Genomic DNA, 23,056 nt, shown 5'->3' on the forward strand with positions numbered 1-23,056 from the left:
GAAGCTAGAGGCTAATGGGCTTGAGCCGTCGTCGGGCGATGAGGTCAGTTCCAATCGCCAAGCACGGATTGCACGATCGCCAAGGCTGCCACCGCGGCTGTGTCAGCACGCAGGATTCGCGGTCCCAACGATACGCAAACACATCTTTCGTGGGCGGCGACAAGCGCTCTCTCCTGATCGGTGAACCCTCCTTCGGGTCCCACAATAACAACAAGCCTAGGCTGTTTGTTCCCAAGCTTGGCCAGAGCCTGGACCGGATTGGAAACCGGCGCGTCCTCGTCGCAGAAGACCACCAGCCGGTCCTTGTCCAACCCTTTGATGAAACGCTCTAAATTCTCCTCCTCGCGCACCTCCGGGATGGACAGGATCCCGCATTGCTCGGCCGCCTCGATGGCGTTGCTGCGCATGCGTTCGAGGTTGACCCGGGTGCTCTGGGTCCGGCGCGTCAGGACGGGCTGGAGAACGCCCGCGCCCATCTCCACCGCCTTCTGGACCATATAGTCGAGGCGGGCGTGCTTGAGGGGCGCGAAAGCGTAGACGATGTCGGGGGCGGCCCCCTGCTGGCGGGTCTGCTCCATGCAGACGAGATCGGCAGCCTTGCGCCCCTCGACCGAGACCTCGGCCCGCCACTCGCCGTCCCGCCCGTTGAAGATCAGAACCGCCTCGCCCGCCTTCAGCCGCAGGACGTTGAGCAGGTAGTTGGCCTGACTGCGTTCGAGCGCGATCCGCGCTCCCCCTTGAAGGGGCGCGTCGACGAAGAGGCGGGGAGCGTTGAAGTCGTAATCGGCCATGGGATCCCGGGGGCTTGGAGATCCAAGCCTTACCAAGTTCTCCGGCCCGAAGGGAGAGGAGCCTCGGGCTTGGTCACGTGAAATTCAGGTTCGGAATGGCACCCCTTAAGGCCAAGGCGACCATTCGCCTCTTGGCCTGACGGCCCGTTACCTGTTAACAGAGCGCAGGCACGCGAGACGTCGCGGGCTTTTCTGAAGGAATTTTGGGCATGGCGCACATTCGTTCTCACCTCATGGCTGCGTTGGCCGTTGCCGGCATTCTCGCGACAGCTCCTGCCTTTGCGCAGTCGAGCGCCTGCCAGGAAGGGCAGAAGATCCTGCAGGAGCGGCAGAGCCTCATCCAGCAGATCAACAAGCTCAGCGCCGGCAAGAAGAAGCAGGTCGATCCGCGTGCGGCATGCACCGTCTTCTCCAAGCTCGTGGTGAACGGCAATGCCGGCCAGAAGTGGATGACGGACAACAAGGACTGGTGCCAGATCCCCGATCAGGTGGTCGAAGGCTTCAGCAAGGACCACAAGCGCTCCCAGGAGATCAAGGGGCAGGCCTGCGGGGCTGCCGCCAAGATGGCCGAGATGGAAAAGCGTGCCAAGCAGCAGGCGCAGCAGGCCCAGCAGGGCGGCGGCCTCGGCGGCAAGATGGGCGGCGGCCTGACCGGCACCTTGAGCGTTCCCAAGGGCGCCCTCTAAAACCGGACACGCCGGCCGATGCAGCGCCCCGCAGCGCCGTCCCTTCCCGATGCCGTCAGGGGCCATTGGGCGGACCGGCTCGCGCCCGCGGGCTTGAGGCCCTACCTGCGCCTCGCCCGGATCGAGCGGCCCATCGGCTGGTGGCTGCTGCTCCTGCCCTGCTGGTGGTCGGCGGCGCTGGCCGCCATCCATGCCGGGCAGCCCTGGCCCGATCCGCTTCACTGCCTTCTTTTCCTGATCGGCGCCGTGGCCATGCGCGGGGCAGGCTGCACCTATAACGACATCGTCGACCGGGATCTCGACACCCGGGTCGAGCGCACCCGCCAGCGGCCCATCCCGTCCGGTCAGGTAACCGTCAAGGCCGCGCTGGCCTTTCTGGCGCTCCAGGGCCTCGTGGGCCTTCTGGTGCTGCTGCAGTTCAACGGCTTCGCCGTCGCGACGGGCTTCGCGTCCCTTGGCGTCGTTGCGCTCTATCCGTTCATGAAGCGCTTCTTCTGGATGCCGCAGATCGTCCTGGGGTTCGCCTTCGCCTGGGGCGCCCTCATGGGCTGGGCCGCCGCCTTCGGCTCGTTGGACGGGACCGCGGTGCTTCTTTATCTCGGCAGCATCAGTTGGGTGGTGGGCTACGACACCATCTACGCCCTGCAGGACATCGAGGACGACGAGATCGCCGGCATCAAGTCCTCGGCCCGCTTCTTCGGCGAGCGGGTGAAGCTCGGGGTCGGGATCTGCTATGGCCTGACCCTTGCGTTCATGGGCGCGGCCTTCGTCCTGGCAGGCGCTGGTCCGGCCTCGTTCGCGGGGCTGGGGCTCTTCGCCCTCCACCTGGGCTGGCAGGTCGCGCGGATCGACCGGTCCGACGGCGCCGGCGCGCTCCGGCTCTTCCGGTCCAACCGGGATGCGGGCCTTGTCCTGTTTGCTGCCATGACCCTCGACGGCCTCCTTTAAGCGTCGGCGCGCCTGTTCGAAGGCCCGGCTCGGATTCCCTTTTCCATGCGACAGAAAAGGCAGGGCCGAAGCCGAACGGCTATGGTATCTCCTGGCAAACACCCCCATTTCAGGTCCGATGCTGTCCTCCATACCCCCCTCCTCCCTTGCATCGGCCGTGTGCGAAGCCGCCCGTCGGGCCGGGGCCATGGCCCTGCCCTATTTCCGCTCCGGCGGGCAGACCGCGGCGCGGCTCTGGTACAAGGGGCAAAGCTCCCCGGTGACGGAGGCGGACATCGCCCTCGACACCTTCCTGAAGGGCCATCTCACCGGCCTCTTCCCCGAAGCGGGCTGGCTGTCCGAGGAAACCGCCGACGATCCGGCTCGACTGGAGCGGAGCCATGTCTGGATCGTCGATCCCATCGACGGAACCCGGGCCTTCGCCTCGGGCCATCCGGACTGGGCGGTGTCCATTGCCCTGGTCCGCGACGGCAAGCCCGTTCTGGGCGTTCTTTATGCGCCCGCCCACGACCGCCTTTATGAGGCAAGGCCCGGCGAAGGCGCCTGGTGCAACGGCGAACGGCTGCAGGTGTCCGAGGCCGAAGCGCTCGACCTCGCCAGGGTTACGGGCCCCAAGCCCCTGATGGACCGCCTCGAGCGCCGCATGGGCGCCGTCGAGCGCCTGCCCAAGGTGCCCTCCCTGGCGCTGAGGCTGGCGCGCGTGGCCGACGGCTCCATCGATGTGGGTTTGGTTTCCGCCAACGCCCAGGACTGGGACATCGCCGCAGCGGACCTCATCCTGCGGGAGGCCGGCGCCCGCCTCACCGGCCTGGATGGCGCAGTCCCGGTCTACAACAGGCCGCAGCCCCGTCACGACGAGATGATTGCCGTTGCGTCACGGTTGCATCCTCGTGCTATTGAGGCCATGAGAGCCTGAACGTTTCGGCCCTCGGCCAAACCACCCTTGCAACCCTCTTCAGAAGAGCCCTATCACCATGAGCGACCAGCCTGGCAAGCAACTCCTTCATCTGGTTTTCGGCGGCGAGCTCACCAGCCTCGAATTCGTCGACTTCAAGGACCTTTCCAAGCTCGACATCGTCGGAGTGTTCCCGAACTACGCCGCCGCCCATGCCGCCTGGAAGGCCAGGGCGCAGGCGACCGTGGACAACGCGCAGATGCGCTACTTCATCGTCCATCTTCACCGTCTGCTCGATCCGCAGCAGGGCTGATTTTCAGACCACGATGGATCTCGTCAAGCGCATCACCCGCTCGCGCGCGGTTCAGGAGGCCTTGGGCTTCCTCGTCGCGAGCTACTTGAAGTTCGTGCACCGCACGAACCGGTTCGTCATGGAGCCGGCGGATGCCTACGACCGGATCGAGATGCCCGTGATCGCGGCCATGTGGCACGGGCAGCATTTCATGATCCACTTCGCCAAGCGACCGCAGGACCGGGCGGCCAGCCTCGTGTCCCGCTCCGGCGACGGGGAGTTCAACGCCATCGCGCTGCGCCATCTGGGCGTGCGCGCCATTCGCGGCTCCGGCGCCCGCGGGCGCGACATTCGCAAGAAGGGCGGCATCCAGGCCATGCGCGCCATGCTGCGGGCGCTCGCCGACGGCGAGATGGTGGTGATGACCGCCGACGTCCCGAAGATTTCGCGGGTCTGCGGCCAGGGAATCGTCACGCTCGCCCAGCTGTCCGGACAGCCCATCGTGCCCGTTGCGGTGGTGACGAGCCGCCGGATCGATTTCGACAGCTGGGACCGGGCCAGCATCGGCCTGCCCTTCGGGCGCGGGGCCATGGTGCTCGGCCATCCCGTCCATGTGCCCCGGGAAGCGGACGAGCAAGCCTTGGAAAGCCTCAGAAAAACCGTCGAGCGGGAGCTCGACCGGGTTCACGAGCGCGCCTATGAGCTCGTGGGCTCCCGGGATCCGGGCGCCAAGCCCAGTCCGGTTCTCATGGGAGGGTCCCGAGCATGAGCCTTCCCGTCGTCTTCAAGACCTACCGCGCGCTCGTGTCCGTTCTGGAGCCCGCCGTGCTCGGCCTCCTCTACTGGCGCCAGAGGAAAGGGCGCGAGGACCGGACCCGCCTCGGCGAGCGGCAGGGCTATCCCAGCCGCCAGCGGCCCAATGGCCACCTGATTTGGGTGCATGGCGCCAGCATCGGCGAGACCCTGTCCCTGCTCCCCGTGGTGGAGCGGCTGACCCAGCGCGGCCTTGCCGTGCTGGTCACGTCGGGCACCCGCACATCGGCAACCCTCATCGCGAGGCGGCTCCCGCCAGGGGCGGCCCACCAATTTGTCCCGCTCGACGTGCCACGTTATATAAAGCGCTTCCTGGACCACTGGCAGCCCGACCTGGCCCTGATCGCGGAATCGGAGATCTGGCCCAACACGATCATGGCTCTCGACGAGCGCCATATCCCGCTGGTCATGGTCAACGGGCGCATGTCCGACCGGTCGTTCCAGCGCTGGCAGAAGATGCCCGGCATCATCAGGGGGCTCCTGGAGCGCTTCGCCCTGTGCCTGGCCCAAACGTCGGACGATGCGGAGCGCCTCGCCCGGCTCGGCGCCCCCCGGGTGCTCGCAACGGGCAACATCAAGTTCGACGCCCCTCCCCCGCCGGCCGATCCGCGGGTGGTGGCCCATCTCTCGGGGCTGATCGCCGGGCGCCCGGTCTGGCTTGCCGCCAGCACCCATCCGGGTGAGGAAAGCGCCGTGGTCACCGTGCATCGCGCCTTGGCGAAGCGCCACCCTCACCTGCTCACCATCATCGCGCCGCGCCACCCGCATCGCGGGCCGGAGGTCGCGGGCCTCGTCGAGCAGGCGGGCCTGCGTGCCGGGCGGCGCTCGGACGGCATGCATCCCGACCGGGCCACCGACATCTATGTGGTCGACACCGTGGGCGAGATGGGCCTGTTCTACCGCCTGTCGCCCATCGTGCTCATGGGCGGCACCCTGGTTCCCATCGGGGGCCACAACCCCATCGAGCCGGCGAAGCTCGGCGCGGCCATCCTGCATGGCCCGCATGTTCATACGGCCACCGAAATCTACGACGCCATCGATCAGGCGCGGGGCGCCGTGATGGTGAATGACAGCGCCGCCCTCGCGCGGGCGGTGAGCGAGCTGCTCGGCAACCCGGCGCTCACCCGCGACATGGCCCGGGCGGCCGGAGAGGCCGTGCAGGCCCTCGGCGGCGCGGTCGACCGCACCATGCAGTCCATCGAGCCCTTCATCGTGCAGGCGAAGCTGGGAGCGCGCCGCTGATGCGCGCGCCGCGCTTCTGGTGGCAACCCTTCAGGTCCTTGCCCGCGAGCCTGCTCCGGCCGGCCGGCCTGGTCTATTCCTCCCTTGCCACGCGGCGGATGCTCCGGCAGGGCGAGAAGGCGGACCTGCCGGTCATCTGCATCGGCAATTTCACGGTCGGCGGAGCCGGCAAGACGCCGACCGCCCTCGTGGTCGCCCACCTCCTCGACGCGTCGGGCGAGAGCCCGTCCTTCCTGTCGCGGGGCTATGGCGGGCGCCTGCGCGGTCCCGTCCAGGTCCGGCGCAAGCACACGGCTCTCGATGTGGGCGACGAGCCCATCCTTCTCGCAGCCCTGGCCCGGACCATCGTATCGCGCGACCGTCCGGCCGGAGCCCGCCTGTCCTACGAGATGGGCTCGACCGTCGTCATCATGGATGACGGCCTCCAGAACCCGTCGCTGCTCAAGGACTGCACCATCGCGGTGGTGGACGGCGCAACCGGGATCGGCAATGGGCTGACCCTGCCCGCTGGGCCCCTGCGCGCCCCCATGGAAACCCAATGGCCGCTGATCGACGCCGTTCTGCTGATCGGCGACGGCGAGCCGGGCCGGCAGGTTGCGGAGGAGGCGAAGCGGCGCGACAAGCGCGTGTTCGAGGCGCGGATCGTGCCGGCGCCGGATATGGCCAAGGTCCTCGAGGGGAAAAAGGTGCTGGCCTTTGCGGGCATCGGGCGGCCCGACAAGTTTTTCGACACCCTGCGGGGCTGCGGCGCCATCGTCGAATCGGCCCGCCCCTTCCCGGACCACCACCGCTACAAGGCCGGCGACCTTGCAGCCTTGAGGCAGGAAGCCGAAGCCCGTGGCCTTCAGGCCGTCACGACGGAAAAGGATCTGGCGCGGATTGCCGGGATCGCGGACCTGCATTCCTGGCCGGACCTGATGGCGCTGCCGGTCCGGCTCCAGATCGAGAATGAGGTGGCCCTTCGCAACCTGCTCCTGCGGCGCATCAACGATCGGCGGCTGCGCACCGCCTGACCGGCTCTCCGGAGGCGGGCGTCATGGCATCGAAGGCGGCGTCAGCGCCCGGGCGCGGCCTGCCCGGTAAGGCGCATCATCACCGCCTCGGGCGAGGCGTAAGCCTCCTGCCGCTCGACGCTCCAGTACTTCAGTTCGTCCAGGGGAATCTCGGCGCCTGTGACGGCGCAGCGCACGAAAGCACCGGGCTTTACGACCCGCAGGTTGCTGTCGAGATATTGCACGACGGCTTCACCGCCGCTGCGTTCGAACTTGTTCATCATGGAAAAACATCAAAATCGCTGCGCCGTTCTTCACATAGGAGATCCTGGCGGGAATTGCCAATCCGGGATCAGAACAGGGCCCCCTGCTCCTCCACGGCGACGAGCTTGGGCTTGGCGATCCTGGGCCTGGTTCCGATGCGCCCGCCGGTTGCGTCCGCCTTGCCGTCAGCGAATTCGAGCACGAGGGACCGGCCGTCCAGCACCGCATCGGCGGACCGCAGGGGCTGCCCGTCCGTGTCGCGCACGAGGGCGAAGCCGCGCTTGAGCACGGATTTGTAGTTCAGGCTGTCGAACAGCTTGGACACCGCCTCGAGCTGCTTGGCCTTGCGGGCGATCTGGCCGTCAAGGGCGGGGCCGAGGCGCTCGGCGACGCTCTTCGTCGCGTCGCCCGCCCGGGCGATGCGGAGCCGCTCGGCGCGCAGCAGCGCCTCGCGGGACACCACCAGCCGGGTCCCGATCTGCTTCAGGGTCTCGGTGCGCAGGACGATGGAGCGGCATGCCGCATTGTAGGGGCGCGGCCCCACGGCATCGAGCCGGGCGCGCATGCGGGCCACATTGGCCACCGGCGACACGAGGGCGAGCTGGCGGGACACCTTGAGCAGGCGCTCCTCGTGGCCGCGAGCGTTGCGGGCCAGCGCCGGATAAAGCTTGGTGGCCGCAAGATCGAGCCGCTGCCGCTTGGGCGAGAACAGGGCCTCGGGGCTCGGCAGGGCGCGGGCCGTGGCGCGCAGGTCGGAGCGCCGCCGCTCCACGAGCCGCAAGGTCGCCTCCACATGGCGGCGGGACAGGTCGTTCACGCCGGCCATGAGCTCGACGCGCACCGGCACCACCATCTCGGCCGCGCCCGTGGGCGTCGGCGCGCGAACGTCCGCCGCATGATCGATCAGGGTCCAGTCGGTCTCGTGGCCGACCGCCGAGACGAGCGGGATGCCGCTCTCGGCGGCGGCGCGCACCACGGCCTCCTCGTTGAAGCCCCACAGATCCTCGATGGACCCGCCGCCGCGGGCGACGATGAGCACGTCGGGACGGGGGATCCTGCCGCCGGGCTCGAGCGCGTTGAAGCCCCGGATGGCCGCCGCCACCTCCGCCGCGCAGGTGTCGCCCTGCACGCGCACGGGCCATACCAGCACCTGACGCGGGAAACGGTCCTCCAGCCGGTGGAGGATGTCACGGATCACCGCGCCCGTGGGCGAAGTGACGACGCCGATGACGCGGGGCAGGAAAGGCAGCCGCCGCTTGCGCTCGGGCGCGAACAGCCCCTCCGCGTTCAGCTTGCGGCGGCGCTCCTCGAGAAGCGCCATGAGCGCGCCGATGCCGGCAGGCTCCAGGGTCTCGACCACGATCTGGTATTTGGACGAGCCCGGAAAGGTGGTGATGCGCCCGGTGGCGATGACCTCCATCCCCTCCTCGGGGCGGATCCTCAGCTTGGCGAAGGCGCCCTTCCAGATCACCGCGTCGATGCGGGCGTTCTGGTCCTTGATGCAGAAATAGGCATGGCCCGACGAATGCGGCCCGCGATAGCCCGACACCTCGCCGCGCAGGCGCACATGACCGAACGCATCCTCGAGGGTGCGCTTGAGAGCGCCCGCCAGATCGGACACCGACCATTCGGGAGCATTCGAGGGGGCTTTGTCTGCGAACATGAGGTGAACCTAATCCGCCCACCCCAGGCCTGCCAAGGGCAGCGGCGCAACAGAAGCCCGGGATCGCGCAAGCTATCCCCTGTGCATTTCGCCGCGCCCTCGGCCAAAGCCTCAGCCGCGCAATTTCAGGGTAGGCGAGAGAGCCCTCAGCCGCTAAGAGCGCAGCCAGCACAGGAGGGCCTTGCCATGAACATTCTTCTCATCGGTTCCGGCGGACGGGAGCATGCCCTGGCCCGGAGTCTCTCGGCGAGCGCCTTGTGCAGCAAGCTTCTGATCGCCCCCGGCAACCCCGGGACGGCGCAGCACGGCACCAATGTGGTGCTCGACGTCACCGATCATCGGGCGGTGATCGATTTCTGCCGGGTCATGAAGGTCGATTTCGTGGTGGTCGGGCCGGAGGCGCCCCTTGTGGCGGGCCTCGTGGACGACCTGACGGCGGCCGGCATCAAGGCCTTCGGGCCGAGCAAGGCGGCGGCCCAGCTCGAAGGCTCGAAAGCCTTCACCAAGGACCTTTGCGCCGAGTTCGGCATCCCCACCGCCGCCTATCGGCGCTTCACGGATGCGGAAAGCGCGAAAACCTACCTGCGCAGCTACGGCGTGCCCATCGTCGTGAAGGCCGATGGCCTTGCGGCCGGCAAGGGCGTGGTGGTGGCCGCCTCCTTCGAGGAGGCGGAAGAGGCCATCGACATGATGATCGGCGGGGGCTTGGGCGCTGCCGGTGCCGAGGTGGTGATCGAGGCTTTTCTCGAAGGCGAGGAGGCAAGCTTTTTTGCCCTGTGCGACGGCACCCATGCGATCCCCTTCGGCACCGCGCAGGATCACAAGCGCGTGTTCGACGGCGACAAGGGCCCGAACACCGGCGGCATGGGGGCCTACTCGCCCGCAGCCGTGCTGACGCCGGAACTCCAGGCACGCGCCATGCGGGAGATCATCGAGCCCACGCTCGCCGGCATGAGGGCGCGGGGCACGCCCTATACGGGCATCCTCTACGCGGGCCTGATGCTGACAAAGGACGGGCCGCAGCTCATCGAATACAACGCGAGGCTCGGAGATCCGGAAACCCAGGCGCTCCTGCCGCGCCTGAGATCCGATCTCGTGACCGCCCTGCTCGCCGCCTGCGACGGCGCCCTGAACGGCGTCTCCCTGCAATGGTCGGACGAGGCGGCGCTTACCGTCGTGATGGCGGCGCAGGGCTATCCCGGCGCGGTCGAGAAAGGCTCGCAGATCCGGGGCATCGGGGAAGCCGAGAGGCCGGACGACGTGATCGTGTTCCATGCGGGCACGAAGCAGGACGGCGACCGCATCCTCGCCAATGGCGGGCGCGTGCTCAACGTCACGGCGCTCGGGCCCACGATCTCCGACGCCCAGGCCAAGGCCTACGAGGCCGTCTCCCGGATCGACTGGCCCGAAGGCTTCTGCCGCCGGGATATCGGCTGGCGCGCCGTGGAGCGGGAGCAGGCCTGAACCCGGTTAACCCTACAGGGTGATGACGCAGGGGAATGACTCTCCTTAGGGTTGCAACTTATTTTCCTATAAACTCCTGATCCTCTTTACCTGAGGACGCTCTAGCTTATGAGAAGGCCTCTGTTACAACCAGCGAGCGGCTACCCATGAGCGACGATCTCTTTCCCGGTTTCCAGAGCCACTGGATCGATACGGAGGTCGGGCGCATCTTCGCGCGCTCGAAGGGCAACGGCCCGCCGTTGGTTCTGCTGCACGGCTTTCCGCAGACCCACGCCATGTGGCACCACCTCGCCCCGGCGCTTGCCGAGACCCACAGGGTGGTGTGCATGGACCTGCGCGGCTACGGCTGGTCCACCGCCCCCAAGGGGGACCCGAAGCACGAGACCTATTCCAAGCGCGCCATGGGACGGGACGTGATCCGCGTCATGGAGGCCCTGGGCCATGTTCACTTCGCCGTGGCGGGACATGACCGGGGCGCGCGGGTCGCCTATCGGCTGGCGCTCGACCATCCGGGTCGGGTGGAGCGCCTCGCGCTTCTCGACATTCTCCCCACCTACCATGTGTGGGAGCAGATGAGGTCCGGCCGGATCCCCGAGGCTCACTGGGGTTATCTTTCACAAGCCCATCCCATGCCCGAGGAGGAGATCGTGCGCGATCCGATCCCTTATTTCGAGGGCCTGATGAGGAAGTGGTCGGCGGCGGGAAACCTCGACGCCTTCGACCGCCGCGCGTTGGAGGCTTATTGGCAGAGCTGCAACGAGCCGACGCGCATTCACGCCTTCTGCGAAGATTACCGCGCAGGCGCCACGCGCGACATCGAAGCCGACGAGGCGGATCTCGCCGCAGCCAAGACGATCGGGTGCCCCACCTATCTGATCTGGAGCGATTTCTATCTCGTCAGCGGGCCCGCCGGCGAGAGCAAGCAGCCCCTTGAAGTCTGGCGCCAAAGTTTCGCACCGGACGCAAGAGGACTTGGAGTGGCGTCCGGACATTTCGTGGCTGAGGAGAACCCCAGCGCAACGCTTGAAGCGCTGCAGGCGTTTCTGCGCGCCTGAAGCATTGGCCGCAAAGGCCCGCCGGGTCGAAGCATTCACGCTTCCGCCCGCGCCCGGGAGGAACCCGTGTTGCAAGCGGCACGTTCACAGCTGCAGACGGGATTTCCTTTCATGACAAAGCACAGCCCAGACTCGCCAGCCGCGCAGGACGCCATTGCCGAGACGGAGGTCATTCCGCTTGCGGAGGAGGAGCTGCGCGTCGGCAAGCGGCAGATCACGACGGGCAAGGTTCGCGTCAGCACGAAGGTCGATGTCGTCGAGGAACTGGCCAGGGCCACGCTCGATACGGAAACCGTCGAGGTTATGCGCGTTCCCGTCGACAGGATGGTGGATGAAGCGCCAAGCATCCGCACCGAGAACGACGTGACGATCATTCCCATTCTGGAAGAAGTTCTTGTGGTCGAGAAGCGCCTCGTCCTCAAGGAAGAACTGCATGTGCGCAAGCGAACCACAGCGCAGGAGTTCGAAGCTCCCGTTCAGCTTCGCAAGCAGAGCGCTGTTGTCGAGCGCATTCCCGCCGACGAGAATGGAACAAACGGCCACGAGTGAATTCCTGCCGTTGTTTCCAATGGTTTTGGGAACGAAGTCGCCGAGCAACAATTGGTAGGTCAGTGTGCCCGTTGTCGCAGGGATATTCGAACAATGGGCAACGGTCTTTCTTGAGACATCCGAACACTTGAAAACACCGCCGTCATGCGTGGGCGGTACTTTGGAGATTACAGCAATGGCCAAAACCGTGACCTGCCTCTTCGGCAGCGACTCTCAAGCGTCCTCGATCGTTCGCGAGCTGGAGCAGTCCGGCATTTCGCAGGGAAAGATCTGCCTGTTCAGCAACTCGGGCAACAATCGCTTCTGGGAAGGCACCAGCAGCTTCGACGAGAGCTCGAGCGGCTCGCATCACGATCGCGTCGAGCACTACCTGACCAACAACGGCGTGCCCCATGACGACGCTCGCGCTTATGCGGAAGGCGTGCGCCGCGGCCACGCTCTCATCGCGGTTCGCTGCGATGACGACGAGGTGGATCGCGTGGTCGACATTCTCGACGATGACGATGTGCTGGATCTCGACGAGCAGCAGGATACCTGGCGCTCCGAGGGCTGGAGCCACCAGGGCTCGGGCGTTGCGGATCTCGGCGGCACGGCAACCACCTCGGCCGGCATGATGGGCGGGGCGAGCGGCAGCGCTCTTACCGGCAGCGACATGACCGAGCGCACCAGCATGCAGGGCGACCGCATGCATGCTCAGGGCAGCACCACAGCTCAGGGCGATGAGGTCATCCCCGTGGCCGAGGAAGAGCTGCATGTGGGCAAGCGCGAAGTTGGCGGCGGCCGCGTTCGCATCCGCTCGCACGTGGTGGAGCGCCCGGTTCAGGAGCAGGTCACCCTGCGTGAGGAGCATGTATCCGTCGAGCGCCGTCCCGTGGACGGCACCATGCGCACCGGCTCCGTCAACGATGGCGACCTCTTCCGCGAGCGCACCGTGGAGATGGAGGAGCGCTCCGAGGAAGCGGTCGTGTCCAAGGAGGCCCGCGTAGTCGAGGAAGTGGTCGTGCGCAAGGAAGCCGACCAGCGCACGGAGACAATCTCCGACACGGTGCGCAAGACCGAGGTCGAGGTGGACGACGAGCGCGGCAGCACCGTCTCCCGCACCGGCACCACGGACACCAACCGCTAAACTTGGCCGCATAAGCTCAAAACAAAGCCCGGAGCGCTTCGCTCCGGGCTTTTTGTATGGATTTTCGGGAACCAGCGGGATCGCCTATTCCGCAACGGAAATCGGAGACTCGTTCCAAGCCAAGATCACGCTTGATTGGTGCGTTGCCGCACAGCTTTTCCCTTGTGATAGCTTCAAAAAACCCATACGAAATGTAATTATATAAAATGAAGCTAGTATGGGTTTACGGCAATGGCATCGACGGCTCCAAGTTTCATCAATCTCAGATCTACGGGAAACAGCGGCTATCTTACCCATTATGACGATGGTCGCTTCCTGTCAGTCTGGACGGACTTCGACCGAAGCGGCGGGGCTTATGTCTATGGCAAGGTCTTCAATGCTGATGGCACAGCCGCAGGCAGCCACTTCCTGATCGACTACTCGGCAAAGGCAAGCTACCGCGAGATCACGGCCGAAACCTTGACCGATGGAAGGACCGTTGTGGCCTGGGTCAAGAGCGATGGCTCGGGTGCTTCGGTCGTCGGCAAGGTCTTGAGCACCAGCTTCGTGCCCCCCAATGCACTTCTGACATTCAGCCCCGGCGCGCAAGCAGAGGAAGCACCTCAGATTCATGCCATGGCGGATGGAGAATTCGCGGTGCTCTACAGAGGATCGGGCACTTTCGACGGTGAGGCCTTTACAGGAGTGATCGCAAATTCCTTCAGCCCCCAAGGAGCAGGCTGGCAATCGGACTATCACGGTGGTTTGAATGATCTTCCTAATGACGGAAGCAATTCCACAACGGTACTGAAAGATGGAACATGCGTAGTTGCTTTTTCCGTTGCGGCTCAGGGTGGCACCAATGTTGGCGTTGCCATTCTAGGACCTAACGGAACCTGGATCACGGTCTTCACCGATGGCGTTCCGGGCGTTTCCAGCGGGATCAAGCCCGCGATCAGTGCGCTGGCGAATGGCGGATTTGTCGTGGCCTGGGAGGACGTTGCTGAGAATGACGTTCATGTAATCCGCGCGCAAACATTCGATAGCAGCGGCGAACCGACCACCACCACGCCAATCACTTTCACGAAGGCGAATGGATCGATTGTAGGGAATCCTGTCATCGAGCAGCTTGATAGCGGCGGCCTCGCCATCGCTTACGTCGTGGATGCAGGTGGCGACTACAACTTGTATACGGAGGCCGTGACCTCAACAGGTCAGCCTCTTGTCAGCAGGACCCTTGTCGGGATCAGCTCGAGCGGCGACCAGTGGGACCCGTCTATCTCAAACCTTTCCGGCACTGATTATGCGGTGAGTTGGCAGAGTTCGGGTGAAGCTGGCGGCCCGCAATATATCGTTGAGGTGATCGGCCGGGAAGGAACGGATGTCACGACGCCGATCACGCCCGCTGGCGGCGGGCCAACTGGCCCCGGCGATCCTGGGAGACCCGGCGAGCCGCATCGTCCACCCGCCACCACCTGGACCGGCACGGAGGGCAATGACGTTCACACCGGCAGTGCCGCGTCCGAAGCCTTCAACGGCCTTGGCGGCCGGGACAGCATCCGTGGCCTCGGCGGGAACGACACAATCGATGGCGGTAGCGGCAACGACAAGATCTGGGGCGGCACGGGCAACGACGTTCTGATGGGCCGCGACGGGTTCGACGTCTTCGTCCTCGACACCAAGCCGAACAAGAGCACGAACAAGGACACCATTGTCGATTTCAGCAATCTGTTCGACAGCATCTGGCTCGACAACAAGGTGTTCACCAAGCTCGGCAAGAAGGGCTCCGAGAAAAAGCCCGCGATGATCAAGAAGTCCTTCTTCGCCTCCGAGAAGGCCAAGGACAAGGACGACTACATCATCTACAGCAAGAAGAAGGCCACGATCTATTACGATGCCGACGGCTCCGGATCGAAGAAGGCCGTGGAGATCGCCACGGTGAAAAAAGGCAGCATGCTCGCCCACTGGGATTTCTTCGTCATCTAAAGGGAGGGGCGTGCCTCACCGCCGCCCCTCGAAAAACGCCCGCAGCAATGCGGCCGCCTCGCTTTCCCTGATGCCGCCATAGACTTCCGGCGCGTGGTGGCAGGTGGGCTGCTGGAAGAAGCGGACGCCGCTGTCCACCGCGCCGCCCTTCGGATCGTGGGCCGCGTAATAGACGCGCCGGATGCGGGCAAACGAAATGGCGGCCGCGCACATGGTGCAGGGCTCGAGCGTCACGTAGAGATCGCAGCCGGAGAGCCGCTCGTCGTCCAGCGCCTCGCAGGCCCGGCGGATGGCGAGCATCTCCGCATGGGCCGACGGATCGCGCAGCTCGCGCGGGCGGTTGCCGGCGGCGGCAACGATGCGCCCGTCCTTGACGATTGCCGCGCCCACAGGCACCTCCCCTCGGGCTGCGGCGGCGCGGGCCTCGTCGAAGGCCGCGCTCATGGGATCGGCCTTTACCGGATCAAGCGGGTTGTGATCGGCGTTGTCCATCTTTATCGCAGTTCCCTTGGCCCTCGCTTCTCTTGAGCACCTCTGCTATCAGGCTCCCATGACCGACAGCAACGACGATAATCGCAAGGGCCGTCCGCCGGGACGCTCCGACCGTGGCCGCCCCTCCGCCAGTGACCGCCCCCGCAAGCCACGCGAAGGCGGCGAGCGCCCCTTCCGGGCCCGTGGCGACGACGACAGGCCGCGCAAGCCCCGCGACGCCGGAGACAAGCCCTTCCGCAGCCGCGACGGGGACAAGCCGTTCCGCCCCCGGGCCGAGGGAGGCGACCGGCCTTTCCGCAGCCGTGACAGCGACGACCGCCCGCGCCGTTCCGAAGGCGACAAGCCGTTCCGTGCGCGCAGCACCGGGGACAAGCCGTTCCGCCCCCGTGGCGAAGGCGGCGACAAGCCTTTCCGCCCCCGCCGCGACGAGGGCGACCGGCCCTTCCGGGGCCGGAGCGGCGACGACCGCCCGCGCCGCTTCGACCAAACGGCTGAGGATCGCCCCCGCCGCGCCCGCGAGGAGCAGCCCACTGTCCAGGCCGAGCCCCAGGAGCCGGTGGAGGATCGCATCGCCAAGGTGATCGCCCGCGCCGGCATCGCCTCCCGCCGCGACGTGGAGGCGATGATCGCGGAAGGCCGCGTCACCCTCAACGGCAAGGTTCTGGAATCCCCGGCCGTCAACGTGACGGCGGCCGATGCGATCACCGTGGACGGCGAGCCCCTGCCCACCAAGGAGCGCACCCGCCTGTGGCTCTTCCATAAGCCCCGCGGCCTCGTGACTACGGCCAAGGACCCGGAAGGGCGCCCCACCGTGTTCGAGAACCTGCCGGAAGACCTGCCCCGCGTGGTGGCCATCGGACGGCTCGACATCAACACGGAAGGGCTCCTGCTCCTCACCAATGACGGCGGCCTCGCCCGCGTCATCGCCCATCCGGACACGGGCTGGCTGCGCCGCTACAAGGTGCGCGCCCACGGTGAGGTGAACCAGGCCGATCTGGACAAGTTGCGCGACGGCATCTCCATCGACGGCATCGACTACGGCCCCATCGAGGCGCGCCTCGACCGGCTGCAGGGCGACAACGCCTGGATCACCATGGGCCTGCGCGAGGGCAAGAACCGCGAGATCAAGCGCATCCTGGAGCATATGGGCCTGCAGGTGAACCGCCTGATCCGCATGTCCTTCGGCCCCTTCCAGCTCGGAGACCTCGAGGTCGGCCTCGTGGAAGAGGTAAAGACCAAGGTGCTCAAGGATCAGCTCGGCGCGGCCCTTGCGGCGGAAGCGGGCGTCGATTTCGAAAGCCCCGTGCGCGAGCCCATCGCCCCCTTCGGCTCCCCGAAGAAGCAGGAGCGTGAAGAGCGCGGCGAGCGCCCCTCGCGCTTTGGCCGGGACCGGGACGACGAGCGCCCGCGGCGCGGCCGGGACGACGACAGGCCCATGCGCGGCCGCGATGGCGAACGCCGGGGCCGCGACGAGGAGGAGGAGCCCAAGAAGCGCCCCTCGCGCCTCGAAGCGAAGACGAGCGTCTGGCGCGCCGGCGAGACCGACGAGGACGCGCCGCGCAAGCGGGCGCCCCGCCGTGGCGCAGACCCGAAGGAAGCCCGCGCGGCGACCGGCGCCCGCGCCCGCGAGCGCGTCGGCGCCATTTCGTCCGGCGAAGGCCGCAAGGTGGTGGTGGAACGCCTGGTGCGTCAGCCCCAGGAAGAGGAAGCGGCCCCGCCGCGCAGGAGCCGCGGCGCCGCCTCGGGCGAAGATCGCCCCCGCCGCCGCGACGACCGCGATGCCGCCCCCGCCCGTCGCGGGCGTGAGGGTGCAGCCCGTCCAGGCCGCGACGACGACCGTTCGCGCCGCTCCGCTGGCGACAAGCCATTCCGTGCCCGTAGCAGCGAAGGCGAGGATCGTCCCCGCCGCCCGGCTGGCGACAGGCCGTTCCGCTCCAGGGACGAAGGAGCCGAGGATCGTCCGCGCAGGCCGCAAGGGGATCGTCCCTTCCGGTCCCGCGAAGGAGGCGATGACCGTCCGCGCGCTAGCCAAGGCGATCGCCCGTTCCGCGCCCGCGAGGGAGGCGACGATCGCCCTCGCCGCGCCGAGGGGGACCGGCCGTTCCGCACCCGTGGCGACGACGAGCGTCCCCGTCGCGGCCCTCCGCGAGGCGATGGACCCTCGCGCGGCGGGCCGAGAGGCGGTGCCGGCGGCGGCTTCAAGAGCGGCCCCCGTGGCGCGTCCAAGGGCGGCGCCCCGAAGGGCGGTGCCAAGGGCGGCCCCCGCGGCCGCCGCTGATAGGGGTTAAGCCATGAGAATCGTGGGCGGGCGCTGGCGCGGCCGCTCGCTCAAGGGGCCGAGCTCGGACGCCATCCGCCCGACCTCGGACCGCCTGCGCGAGACGCTCTTCAACATCCTCCAGCATTCCTACGACGACCCCCTCGAAGGCGCGCGCGTGCTCGACCTGTTCGCCGGCACCGGCGCCCTGGGGCTGGAGGCGCTCTCGCGGGGCGCCGCCTTCGCGCTCTTCGTCGACGACGGCGCGCAGGCCCGCGGCATCATCCGCGAGAACGTGGAAGCGCTCGGCGCCGGCGGCGCCACCCGCCTCTTCCGCCGCGACGCGACCCGGATGGGCGAGGCCGCGCCCAACGCGCCTTTCTCCGTGGTGTTCTGCGACCCTCCCTACGGCAAGGACCTCGCGCCCAAGGCCCTGCGCTCCTGCGCCGAAGGCGGCTGGCTCGTGCCGGATGCCCTGGTGATCGTGGAAGAGGCGCAGGGCGTCGAGGTCACGCTGCCGGAGCGCTTCGACGAGATCGAGCGGCGTGACTATGGGGAGACCAAGGTGGTGTTCGGGCGGTTCACCGGCTGAGCCTGCGCACGGTGCCGGCAGCTCTCGCGTTTGCCCTCTCCTTCCCCAACCGGTATACCGCTCCCCGTCACCTGTTGCGGAGGAAAGGCTCATCATGAAAGCGGTTCTCTTCGAGCAGTTCGGCCAGCCGCCCCGGGTGCAGAACGTGCCGGATCCGGCACCCTCGACCGAGGGCGTCGTGATCAAGGTGGAGGCGACGGGGCTCTGCCGGAGCGACTGGCATGGCTGGATGGGGCATGATCCCGACGTGGTGCTGCCGCATGTGCCCGGACACGAGCTGGCCGGCACGGTTCTCGCCACCGGGAGCCAGGTCACGCGCTGGAAGAAGGGTGATCGCGTCACGGTGCCGTTCGTCGGCGGATGCGGGCATTGCCATGAATGCAACTCCGGCAACCATCAGGTATGCGAGCAGCAGTTCCAGCCGGGCTTCACGGCCTGGGGATCGTTCGCCGAATATGTGGCGGTCGACTATGCGGACACCAACCTCGTGGCGCTGCCGGAAGAGCTCGATTTCGCCACGGCCGCCAGCCTCGGCTGCCGCTTCGTCACGTCGTTTCGCGCCATCGTCGATCAGGGCCGGGTGAAGCCCGGCGAGTGGGTGGCGGTGCACGGCTGCGGCGGCGTCGGCCTGTCCGCCATCATGATCGCAAGCGCCATGGGGGCGAACGTGATCGCCGTCGATCTCACGGACGAGAAGCTTGCCTTTGCCAGGCAGATGGGCGCGGTGGCGACCGTCAATGCGCGGGCCGCCGCCGACGTGGTGGGCGCGGTGAAGGAAATCACCGGGGGCGGCGCGCATGTGTCGGTCGACGCGCTGGGGCATCCTGCCACCTGCTTCAACTCCATCGCCAACCTGCGCCGCCGCGGACGGCACGTGCAGATCGGCCTGATGGTGGGGGAACATGCCCACGCGCCCGTGCCGATGGCTCAGGTGATCGCCCATGAGCTGGAGATCTACGGCAGCCACGGCATGCAGGCCTTCCGCTACCGGGACATGATGAACATGATCCGCACGGGCAAGCTCACGCCCGAGAAGCTGGTCGGCAAGCATCTGAGCCTCGACGAGGCGCCCGCCGCCCTCATGGCCATGGACCGATTCGAAGGACTCGGCATCAGCGTCGTCACGCGGTTCTGACGCGCTTGGTTCCAGGCTTGGCGCTATGGATTCCCCTCCGCTTCCGCTCCGTCCGGGAATGACACCGGGGGCAGCACGCCCCTGTCATCCCCGGCGCACGAAGTGCGGGATGGGGATCCATGTTCACCCTCGGCATACGGATTCTACCCCGCTTTCGCGCCCTCCCGGGAACGACCCGGGACCGCTCCGCATTCGCCGTTGCTGAACGGTCGAGAGGCGCTATGTAAGCGTTCTGCAAAAGCATGCCCGGGAGACGACAATGGCCTACCTGCCCGCCGAGAACCGCTATGACGAGATGATCTACAATCGGTGCGGCCGCAGCGGGCTGATGCTCCCGGCGATCTCCCTCGGGCTCTGGCACAATTTCGGCGAGGACAAGTCGGCCGCGACCGCGCGGGAGATCTGCCGCACGGCCTTCGATCTCGGCATCACGCATTTCGATCTCGCCAACAACTACGGCCCTCCCCCGGGCTCGGCCGAAACCCTGTTCGGCGAGATCCTGCGCAGCGAGTTCCACGGCCTGCGCGACGAGCTGGTGATCTCCACCAAGGCGGGCTACCGCATGTGGCCGGGCCCTTACGGCGAGTGGGGCAGCCGCAAATATGTGCTCTCCAGCCTCGACCAGAGCCTCAAGCGCATGGGGCTCGACTATGTGGACATCTTCTATTCCCACCGCTTCGATCCCGACACGCCGCTGGAGGAGACCATGCTGGCCCTGGATTCGGCGGTGCGGCAGGGCAAGGCGCTGTATGTGGGCCTCTCCTCCTACAACAGCCAACGCACCCGCGAGGCCGTCGCGATCCTGCGCGAGCTCAAGACCCCCTGCATCATCCATCAGCCGAGCTATTCCATGCTCAACCGCTGGATCGAGGATGACGGCCTGCTCGACACCCTCGACGATGTCGGCATGGGCTCCATCGTGTTCTCGCCGCTCGCCCAGGGCATGCTGACGACGAAATACCTGAACGGCATCCCCGAGGAGAGCCGCGCCGCGCAAGGCAAGTCCCTGCGCACCTCCTTCCTCACCGAGGACAACCTGTCCCGCATCCGCGGCCTCAACGGCATCGCGGAGAGCCGTGGCCAGACCCTGGCGCAGATGGCGCTGGCCTGGGTTCTGCGCGGCGGGCGCGTCACCTCGGCGCTCATCGGCGCAAGCCGCCCCGAACAGGTGATCGACTGCGTGGGCGCCCTCAAGAACCCCTCCTTCACGGCGGACGAGCTCGCCGAGATCGACCGGTTTGCCGGCGAAGGCAACCTGAACATCTGGGCGGCCTCGGCGGAGCGGAAGGGGCCGGGGCGCTGAGCGCCCTTCCACGGTTTCATCCTTTTCGGTGAATACCTCTTCGGGGCCCTTGAGAAGCCGGTTAACAAATGGTTAATGCTAAGGTTCATAGACCATTTGACCTAGGCCGACGTCATGCTCCCCGTCATCGCCACCGACAATCGCCGCAACGCCAGGCGCTTTCGCGCCCATCATCCGGCGAAGATCGTGTTCGGGCCGGAGTCGATGATCTCCTGCATGGTCAGGGACATTTCGACGGGCGGGGCAAGGATCGCGGTCACGCCGCACATGCCCCTGCCCGAGAACTTCGAGCTGTTCATCGCAGCCCACGACCTCCAGGTCCGCCGCGCCCGCGTATGCTGGCGCAAGGGCGATTGCGCCGGCGTAGCATTCGACGTGGACACGGCCGGCGAAGGCGCGGCGCAGCCATTCCTGATCGCGGATCATCAATCGCATGTGCGCCTCGTGGCGAGCCGCGAGGCTCCGGCGTCGGACGAGGCCGCGAAAGTTGCGGTGGAAGTGGACCGTCATGGTTGGGGCCGGCGGGGATCGGCGCTGCGCAACAGCGCCTGAGCCGGCGCCTCACTCGACAGAAAATCAGCGCCGTCCGAACAGCCGCTCGATATCCGTGAGCTTGAGCTCCACGTAAGTGGGCCGCCCGTGATTGCACTGGCCGGAAAGCGGCGTCGCTTCCATTTCTCGCAGCAACGCATTCATCTCCTCCGGCCGCATGCGCCGCCCGGCGCGGATCGAGCCGTGGCAGGACATGCGGGAGAGCACCGCGTCGAGGCGCTCCTCCAGCGGATGGGCAGCCCCCTGCTCCCATTCGGCGAGCGCATCGGCCACATCCTGCACCAGCGCCTTGATGCGCCCGCCCGCCAGCGCCGACGGCACCTCGCGCACGAGCAGCGCGCCATGGCCGAAGGGCTCGACCGCAAGGCCGAGGCTCTCGAGCGCCGACGCCTCCGCCAGCACGCGGTCCGCATCCACGGGATCGAGCTCCACCACCTCGGGGATCAGCAGCAGTTGCCGCGCGATGCCGGATGCATTTCGCTCGCGTTTCAGGCGCTCATAGACGAGGCGCTCGTGCGCCGCATGCTGATCGACGATGACGATGCCGTCTGTGGTCTGCGCGACGATGTAGGTGCCGTGGAGCTGTGCGCGGGCGGCCCCCAGGGGCGCCTCGTCGGCTTCAGGCTCGCCCTCGTGGAGCGCCGCGCGGCTGTCGGCGGAGGGATGTGCAAGATCCGGCAGGCTCGCCTGCATCTCGGAAAGACCTGACGCGTAAGCGCGCTCCGGCGGATCGAGAGGCGCCTGCCAGCCCGCAAAGGCGCTCGTGGGCCTGATCGCGTGCGCGCGGTGCGGATAGGCCGGGCGGGAGGGCAACGCGCCTTGCGGGCGCAGGCTCTCGAGCGTGCGGGTGCCGCCGGTGGATGAGGCCCGGAAGGCGTGGCGGGTGATCGCCTCCTTCAGGGCCGCCACCACGAAGCCGCGCATGAAGGCGGGGTCGCGAAAGCGCACCTCGGTTTTGGCCGGATGCACGTTCACGTCGACGGCGCGGGGATCGAGATCGATCATGACGGCGAGCACCGGATGCCGGTCGGAGGCCATCACGTCCGCATAGGCGCCGCGCACGGCGCCGAGCAGCAGCTTGTCGCGCACGGGACGGCCGTTGACCACGAAATGGATCGAGGCTCCGGTGCCGCGATGGAAGGTGGGCAGGCTGGCGAAACCGGCAAGCCGCACGCCCTCGCGTTCGACGCCGATGGACATGGCGTTCTCGTGGAACTCAGGCCCCAGCACCCGCGACAGGCGGCGCAGGAAGCCGTGCTCGCCGGGCTCCTCCCGCGGATAGGTGAAGGCGGTGATGTGCTCGCCCGACAGGGTGAAGCGGATCGTCGGGTGCGCGATGGCAAGCCGCTTGACGATCTCGGCCACGGCCTGCGCCTCCGAGCGGTCGCTCTTCAGGAACTTCAGGCGCGCGGGCGTGGCGGCAAACAGATTCGTCACCTCGACGCGCGTTCCCTTCGGCGCAGGCGCGGGCCGCACCGGGCCTTTCACCCCCGCCTCGACCACGATGGAGGAGCCGGTCTCGGCCTCTGCCGTGCGCGTGACGATGGACAGACGCGCGACCGCCCCGATGGACGGCAGGGCCTCGCCGCGAAAGCCCAGGGTGTTGATGGAAAACAGATCCCCGTCCGGCAGCTTCGAGGTGGCATGGCGCTCCACCGCCAGCTCCAGATCCTCGGGCGTCATGCCCCGGCCGTCATCGACGATGCGGATCAGGCGGCGCCCCCCCGCCTCGACCGCGATCTCGATGGAGGTGGCGCCCGCATCGACCGCGTTCTCCACCAGCTCCTTCACGGCCGCCGCCGGGCGCTCGACAACCTCGCCCGCAGCGATGCGGTCGACGAGGATGGGATCGAGGCGGCGAACGTGCATGCGGGCCTTCTGTTCAGGATTCGATGAAAGGAAGATAGGGGTTCAAGGCGACGGAAACCAGAATGCGCGACGTTGTTCCCGTACTCGATTCGTCATCCTGGGCAGCGTAAG

General features: G+C 67.2%; 22 protein-coding genes. 17 read left to right on the forward strand and 5 right to left on the reverse strand.

The genetic code is table 11. The features are described from left to right. Nucleotides 1-44: 44 nt before the first annotated feature. On the reverse strand, nt 45-791 hold the full coding sequence (locus JKG68_RS12530) for a 16S rRNA (uracil(1498)-N(3))-methyltransferase (RefSeq protein WP_202059846.1): 747 nt from the start codon (nt 789-791) through the stop codon (nt 45-47). Nucleotides 792-1,000: 209 nt separating this feature from the next. Here JKG68_RS12530 and JKG68_RS12535 point away from each other — a divergent pair, with 209 nt between their 5' ends. The 7 genes from JKG68_RS12535 to lpxK all read left to right on the forward strand — a co-directional run bounded on the left by JKG68_RS12535 (nt 1,001) and on the right by lpxK (nt 6,680). Further along, complete coding sequence (locus JKG68_RS12535; RefSeq protein ID WP_202059849.1) at nt 1,001-1,477, forward strand: hypothetical protein; 477 nt, start codon at nt 1,001-1,003, stop codon at nt 1,475-1,477. A gap of 18 nt (nt 1,478-1,495) precedes the next feature. Then, a complete protein-coding gene (gene ubiA / locus JKG68_RS12540) occupies nt 1,496-2,425 on the forward strand; it encodes a 4-hydroxybenzoate octaprenyltransferase (protein ID WP_202059851.1) in 930 nt (309 codons plus the stop codon). 118 nt (nt 2,426-2,543) lie between these two features. Beyond that, nucleotides 2,544-3,341: an inositol monophosphatase family protein gene (locus JKG68_RS12545; RefSeq protein WP_202059853.1), complete on the forward strand. Its 798-nt coding sequence runs from the start codon at nt 2,544-2,546 to the stop codon at nt 3,339-3,341. A gap of 58 nt (nt 3,342-3,399) precedes the next feature. After that, nucleotides 3,400-3,633, forward strand: a complete 234-nt coding sequence (locus tag JKG68_RS12550; protein ID WP_202059855.1) for a DUF4170 domain-containing protein — start codon at nt 3,400-3,402, stop codon at nt 3,631-3,633. 13 nt (nt 3,634-3,646) lie between these two features. Then, nucleotides 3,647-4,381 (forward strand): lysophospholipid acyltransferase family protein, encoded by a 735-nt coding sequence (locus JKG68_RS12555; RefSeq protein ID WP_202059857.1) that lies wholly within the window; start codon nt 3,647-3,649, stop codon nt 4,379-4,381. Further along, a complete protein-coding gene (locus JKG68_RS12560; protein ID WP_202059859.1) occupies nt 4,378-5,667 on the forward strand; it encodes a 3-deoxy-D-manno-octulosonic acid transferase in 1,290 nt (429 codons plus the stop codon). Before JKG68_RS12555 ends, JKG68_RS12560 begins: the two co-directional genes overlap by 4 nt. After that, a complete protein-coding gene (gene lpxK, locus JKG68_RS12565) occupies nt 5,667-6,680 on the forward strand; it encodes a tetraacyldisaccharide 4'-kinase (RefSeq protein WP_202059861.1) in 1,014 nt (337 codons plus the stop codon). Before JKG68_RS12560 ends, lpxK begins: the two co-directional genes overlap by 1 nt. A 41-nt stretch (nt 6,681-6,721) precedes the next feature. On the opposite strand, the gene JKG68_RS12570 is transcribed toward lpxK, so the two are convergent. Both JKG68_RS12570 and xseA read right to left on the reverse strand, forming a co-directional pair. Beyond that, nucleotides 6,722-6,943, reverse strand: a complete 222-nt coding sequence (locus JKG68_RS12570) for a DUF2093 domain-containing protein (protein WP_202059863.1) — start codon at nt 6,941-6,943, stop codon at nt 6,722-6,724. A 68-nt stretch (nt 6,944-7,011) separates the two neighbouring features. Then, entirely contained in the window at nt 7,012-8,586 is a 1,575-nt protein-coding gene (gene xseA / locus JKG68_RS12575) for an exodeoxyribonuclease VII large subunit (RefSeq protein ID WP_202059865.1), read from the reverse strand. A gap of 186 nt (nt 8,587-8,772) precedes the next feature. Here xseA and purD point away from each other — a divergent pair, with 186 nt between their 5' ends. The 5 genes from purD (at nt 8,773) to JKG68_RS34245 (ending at nt 14,745) form a co-directional block, all read left to right on the forward strand. Next, nucleotides 8,773-10,050, forward strand: coding sequence for a phosphoribosylamine--glycine ligase (gene purD, locus JKG68_RS12580; RefSeq protein WP_202059867.1), 1,278 nt, complete (start codon nt 8,773-8,775; stop codon nt 10,048-10,050). 146 nt (nt 10,051-10,196) lie between these two features. Next, on the forward strand, nt 10,197-11,105 hold the full coding sequence (locus JKG68_RS12585; RefSeq protein ID WP_202059869.1) for an alpha/beta fold hydrolase: 909 nt from the start codon (nt 10,197-10,199) through the stop codon (nt 11,103-11,105). Between the two features lie 111 nt (nt 11,106-11,216). Continuing rightward, entirely contained in the window at nt 11,217-11,654 is a 438-nt protein-coding gene (locus tag JKG68_RS12590; RefSeq protein WP_202059871.1) for a YsnF/AvaK domain-containing protein, read from the forward strand. 175 nt (nt 11,655-11,829) lie between these two features. Continuing rightward, complete coding sequence (locus JKG68_RS12595; RefSeq protein WP_202059873.1) at nt 11,830-12,780, forward strand: YsnF/AvaK domain-containing protein; 951 nt, start codon at nt 11,830-11,832, stop codon at nt 12,778-12,780. A 231-nt stretch (nt 12,781-13,011) separates the two neighbouring features. Then, nucleotides 13,012-14,745 carry a calcium-binding protein gene (locus JKG68_RS34245; RefSeq protein WP_281399119.1) on the forward strand — a complete coding sequence of 578 codons (1,734 nt, stop codon included), beginning with the start codon at nt 13,012-13,014 and terminating at the stop codon, nt 14,743-14,745. 15 nt (nt 14,746-14,760) lie between these two features. Here the strand turns inward: JKG68_RS34245 and JKG68_RS12605 are convergent, their stop codons facing one another. Further along, nucleotides 14,761-15,237: a nucleoside deaminase gene (locus JKG68_RS12605; RefSeq protein ID WP_246515379.1), complete on the reverse strand. Its 477-nt coding sequence runs from the start codon at nt 15,235-15,237 to the stop codon at nt 14,761-14,763. A 58-nt stretch (nt 15,238-15,295) separates the two neighbouring features. On the opposite strand from JKG68_RS12605, the gene JKG68_RS12610 reads away from it, so the two are divergent. The 5 genes from JKG68_RS12610 to JKG68_RS12630 all read left to right on the forward strand — a co-directional run bounded on the left by JKG68_RS12610 (nt 15,296) and on the right by JKG68_RS12630 (nt 21,076). After that, nucleotides 15,296-17,515 carry a pseudouridine synthase gene (locus JKG68_RS12610; RefSeq protein ID WP_202059875.1) on the forward strand — a complete coding sequence of 740 codons (2,220 nt, stop codon included), beginning with the start codon at nt 15,296-15,298 and terminating at the stop codon, nt 17,513-17,515. A 13-nt stretch (nt 17,516-17,528) separates the two neighbouring features. Continuing rightward, on the forward strand, nt 17,529-18,086 hold the full coding sequence (gene rsmD, locus JKG68_RS12615) for a 16S rRNA (guanine(966)-N(2))-methyltransferase RsmD (RefSeq protein WP_202059877.1): 558 nt from the start codon (nt 17,529-17,531) through the stop codon (nt 18,084-18,086). A 94-nt stretch (nt 18,087-18,180) separates the two neighbouring features. Beyond that, nucleotides 18,181-19,221, forward strand: a complete 1,041-nt coding sequence (locus JKG68_RS12620; RefSeq protein ID WP_202059879.1) for a zinc-dependent alcohol dehydrogenase family protein — start codon at nt 18,181-18,183, stop codon at nt 19,219-19,221. 259 nt (nt 19,222-19,480) lie between these two features. Continuing rightward, complete coding sequence (mgrA, locus tag JKG68_RS12625; RefSeq protein WP_202059881.1) at nt 19,481-20,524, forward strand: L-glyceraldehyde 3-phosphate reductase; 1,044 nt, start codon at nt 19,481-19,483, stop codon at nt 20,522-20,524. 114 nt (nt 20,525-20,638) lie between these two features. Beyond that, nucleotides 20,639-21,076 carry a PilZ domain-containing protein gene (locus JKG68_RS12630; protein WP_202059883.1) on the forward strand — a complete coding sequence of 146 codons (438 nt, stop codon included), beginning with the start codon at nt 20,639-20,641 and terminating at the stop codon, nt 21,074-21,076. A 24-nt stretch (nt 21,077-21,100) separates the two neighbouring features. On the opposite strand, the gene mutL is transcribed toward JKG68_RS12630, so the two are convergent. Then, entirely contained in the window at nt 21,101-22,945 is a 1,845-nt protein-coding gene (gene mutL / locus JKG68_RS12635) for a DNA mismatch repair endonuclease MutL (RefSeq protein ID WP_202059885.1), read from the reverse strand. Between the last annotated feature and the right edge of the window lie 111 nt (nt 22,946-23,056).

Source organism: Microvirga aerilata (assembly GCF_016743775.1).
GTDB classification, from domain to species: domain Bacteria; phylum Pseudomonadota; class Alphaproteobacteria; order Rhizobiales; family Beijerinckiaceae; genus Microvirga; species Microvirga aerilata.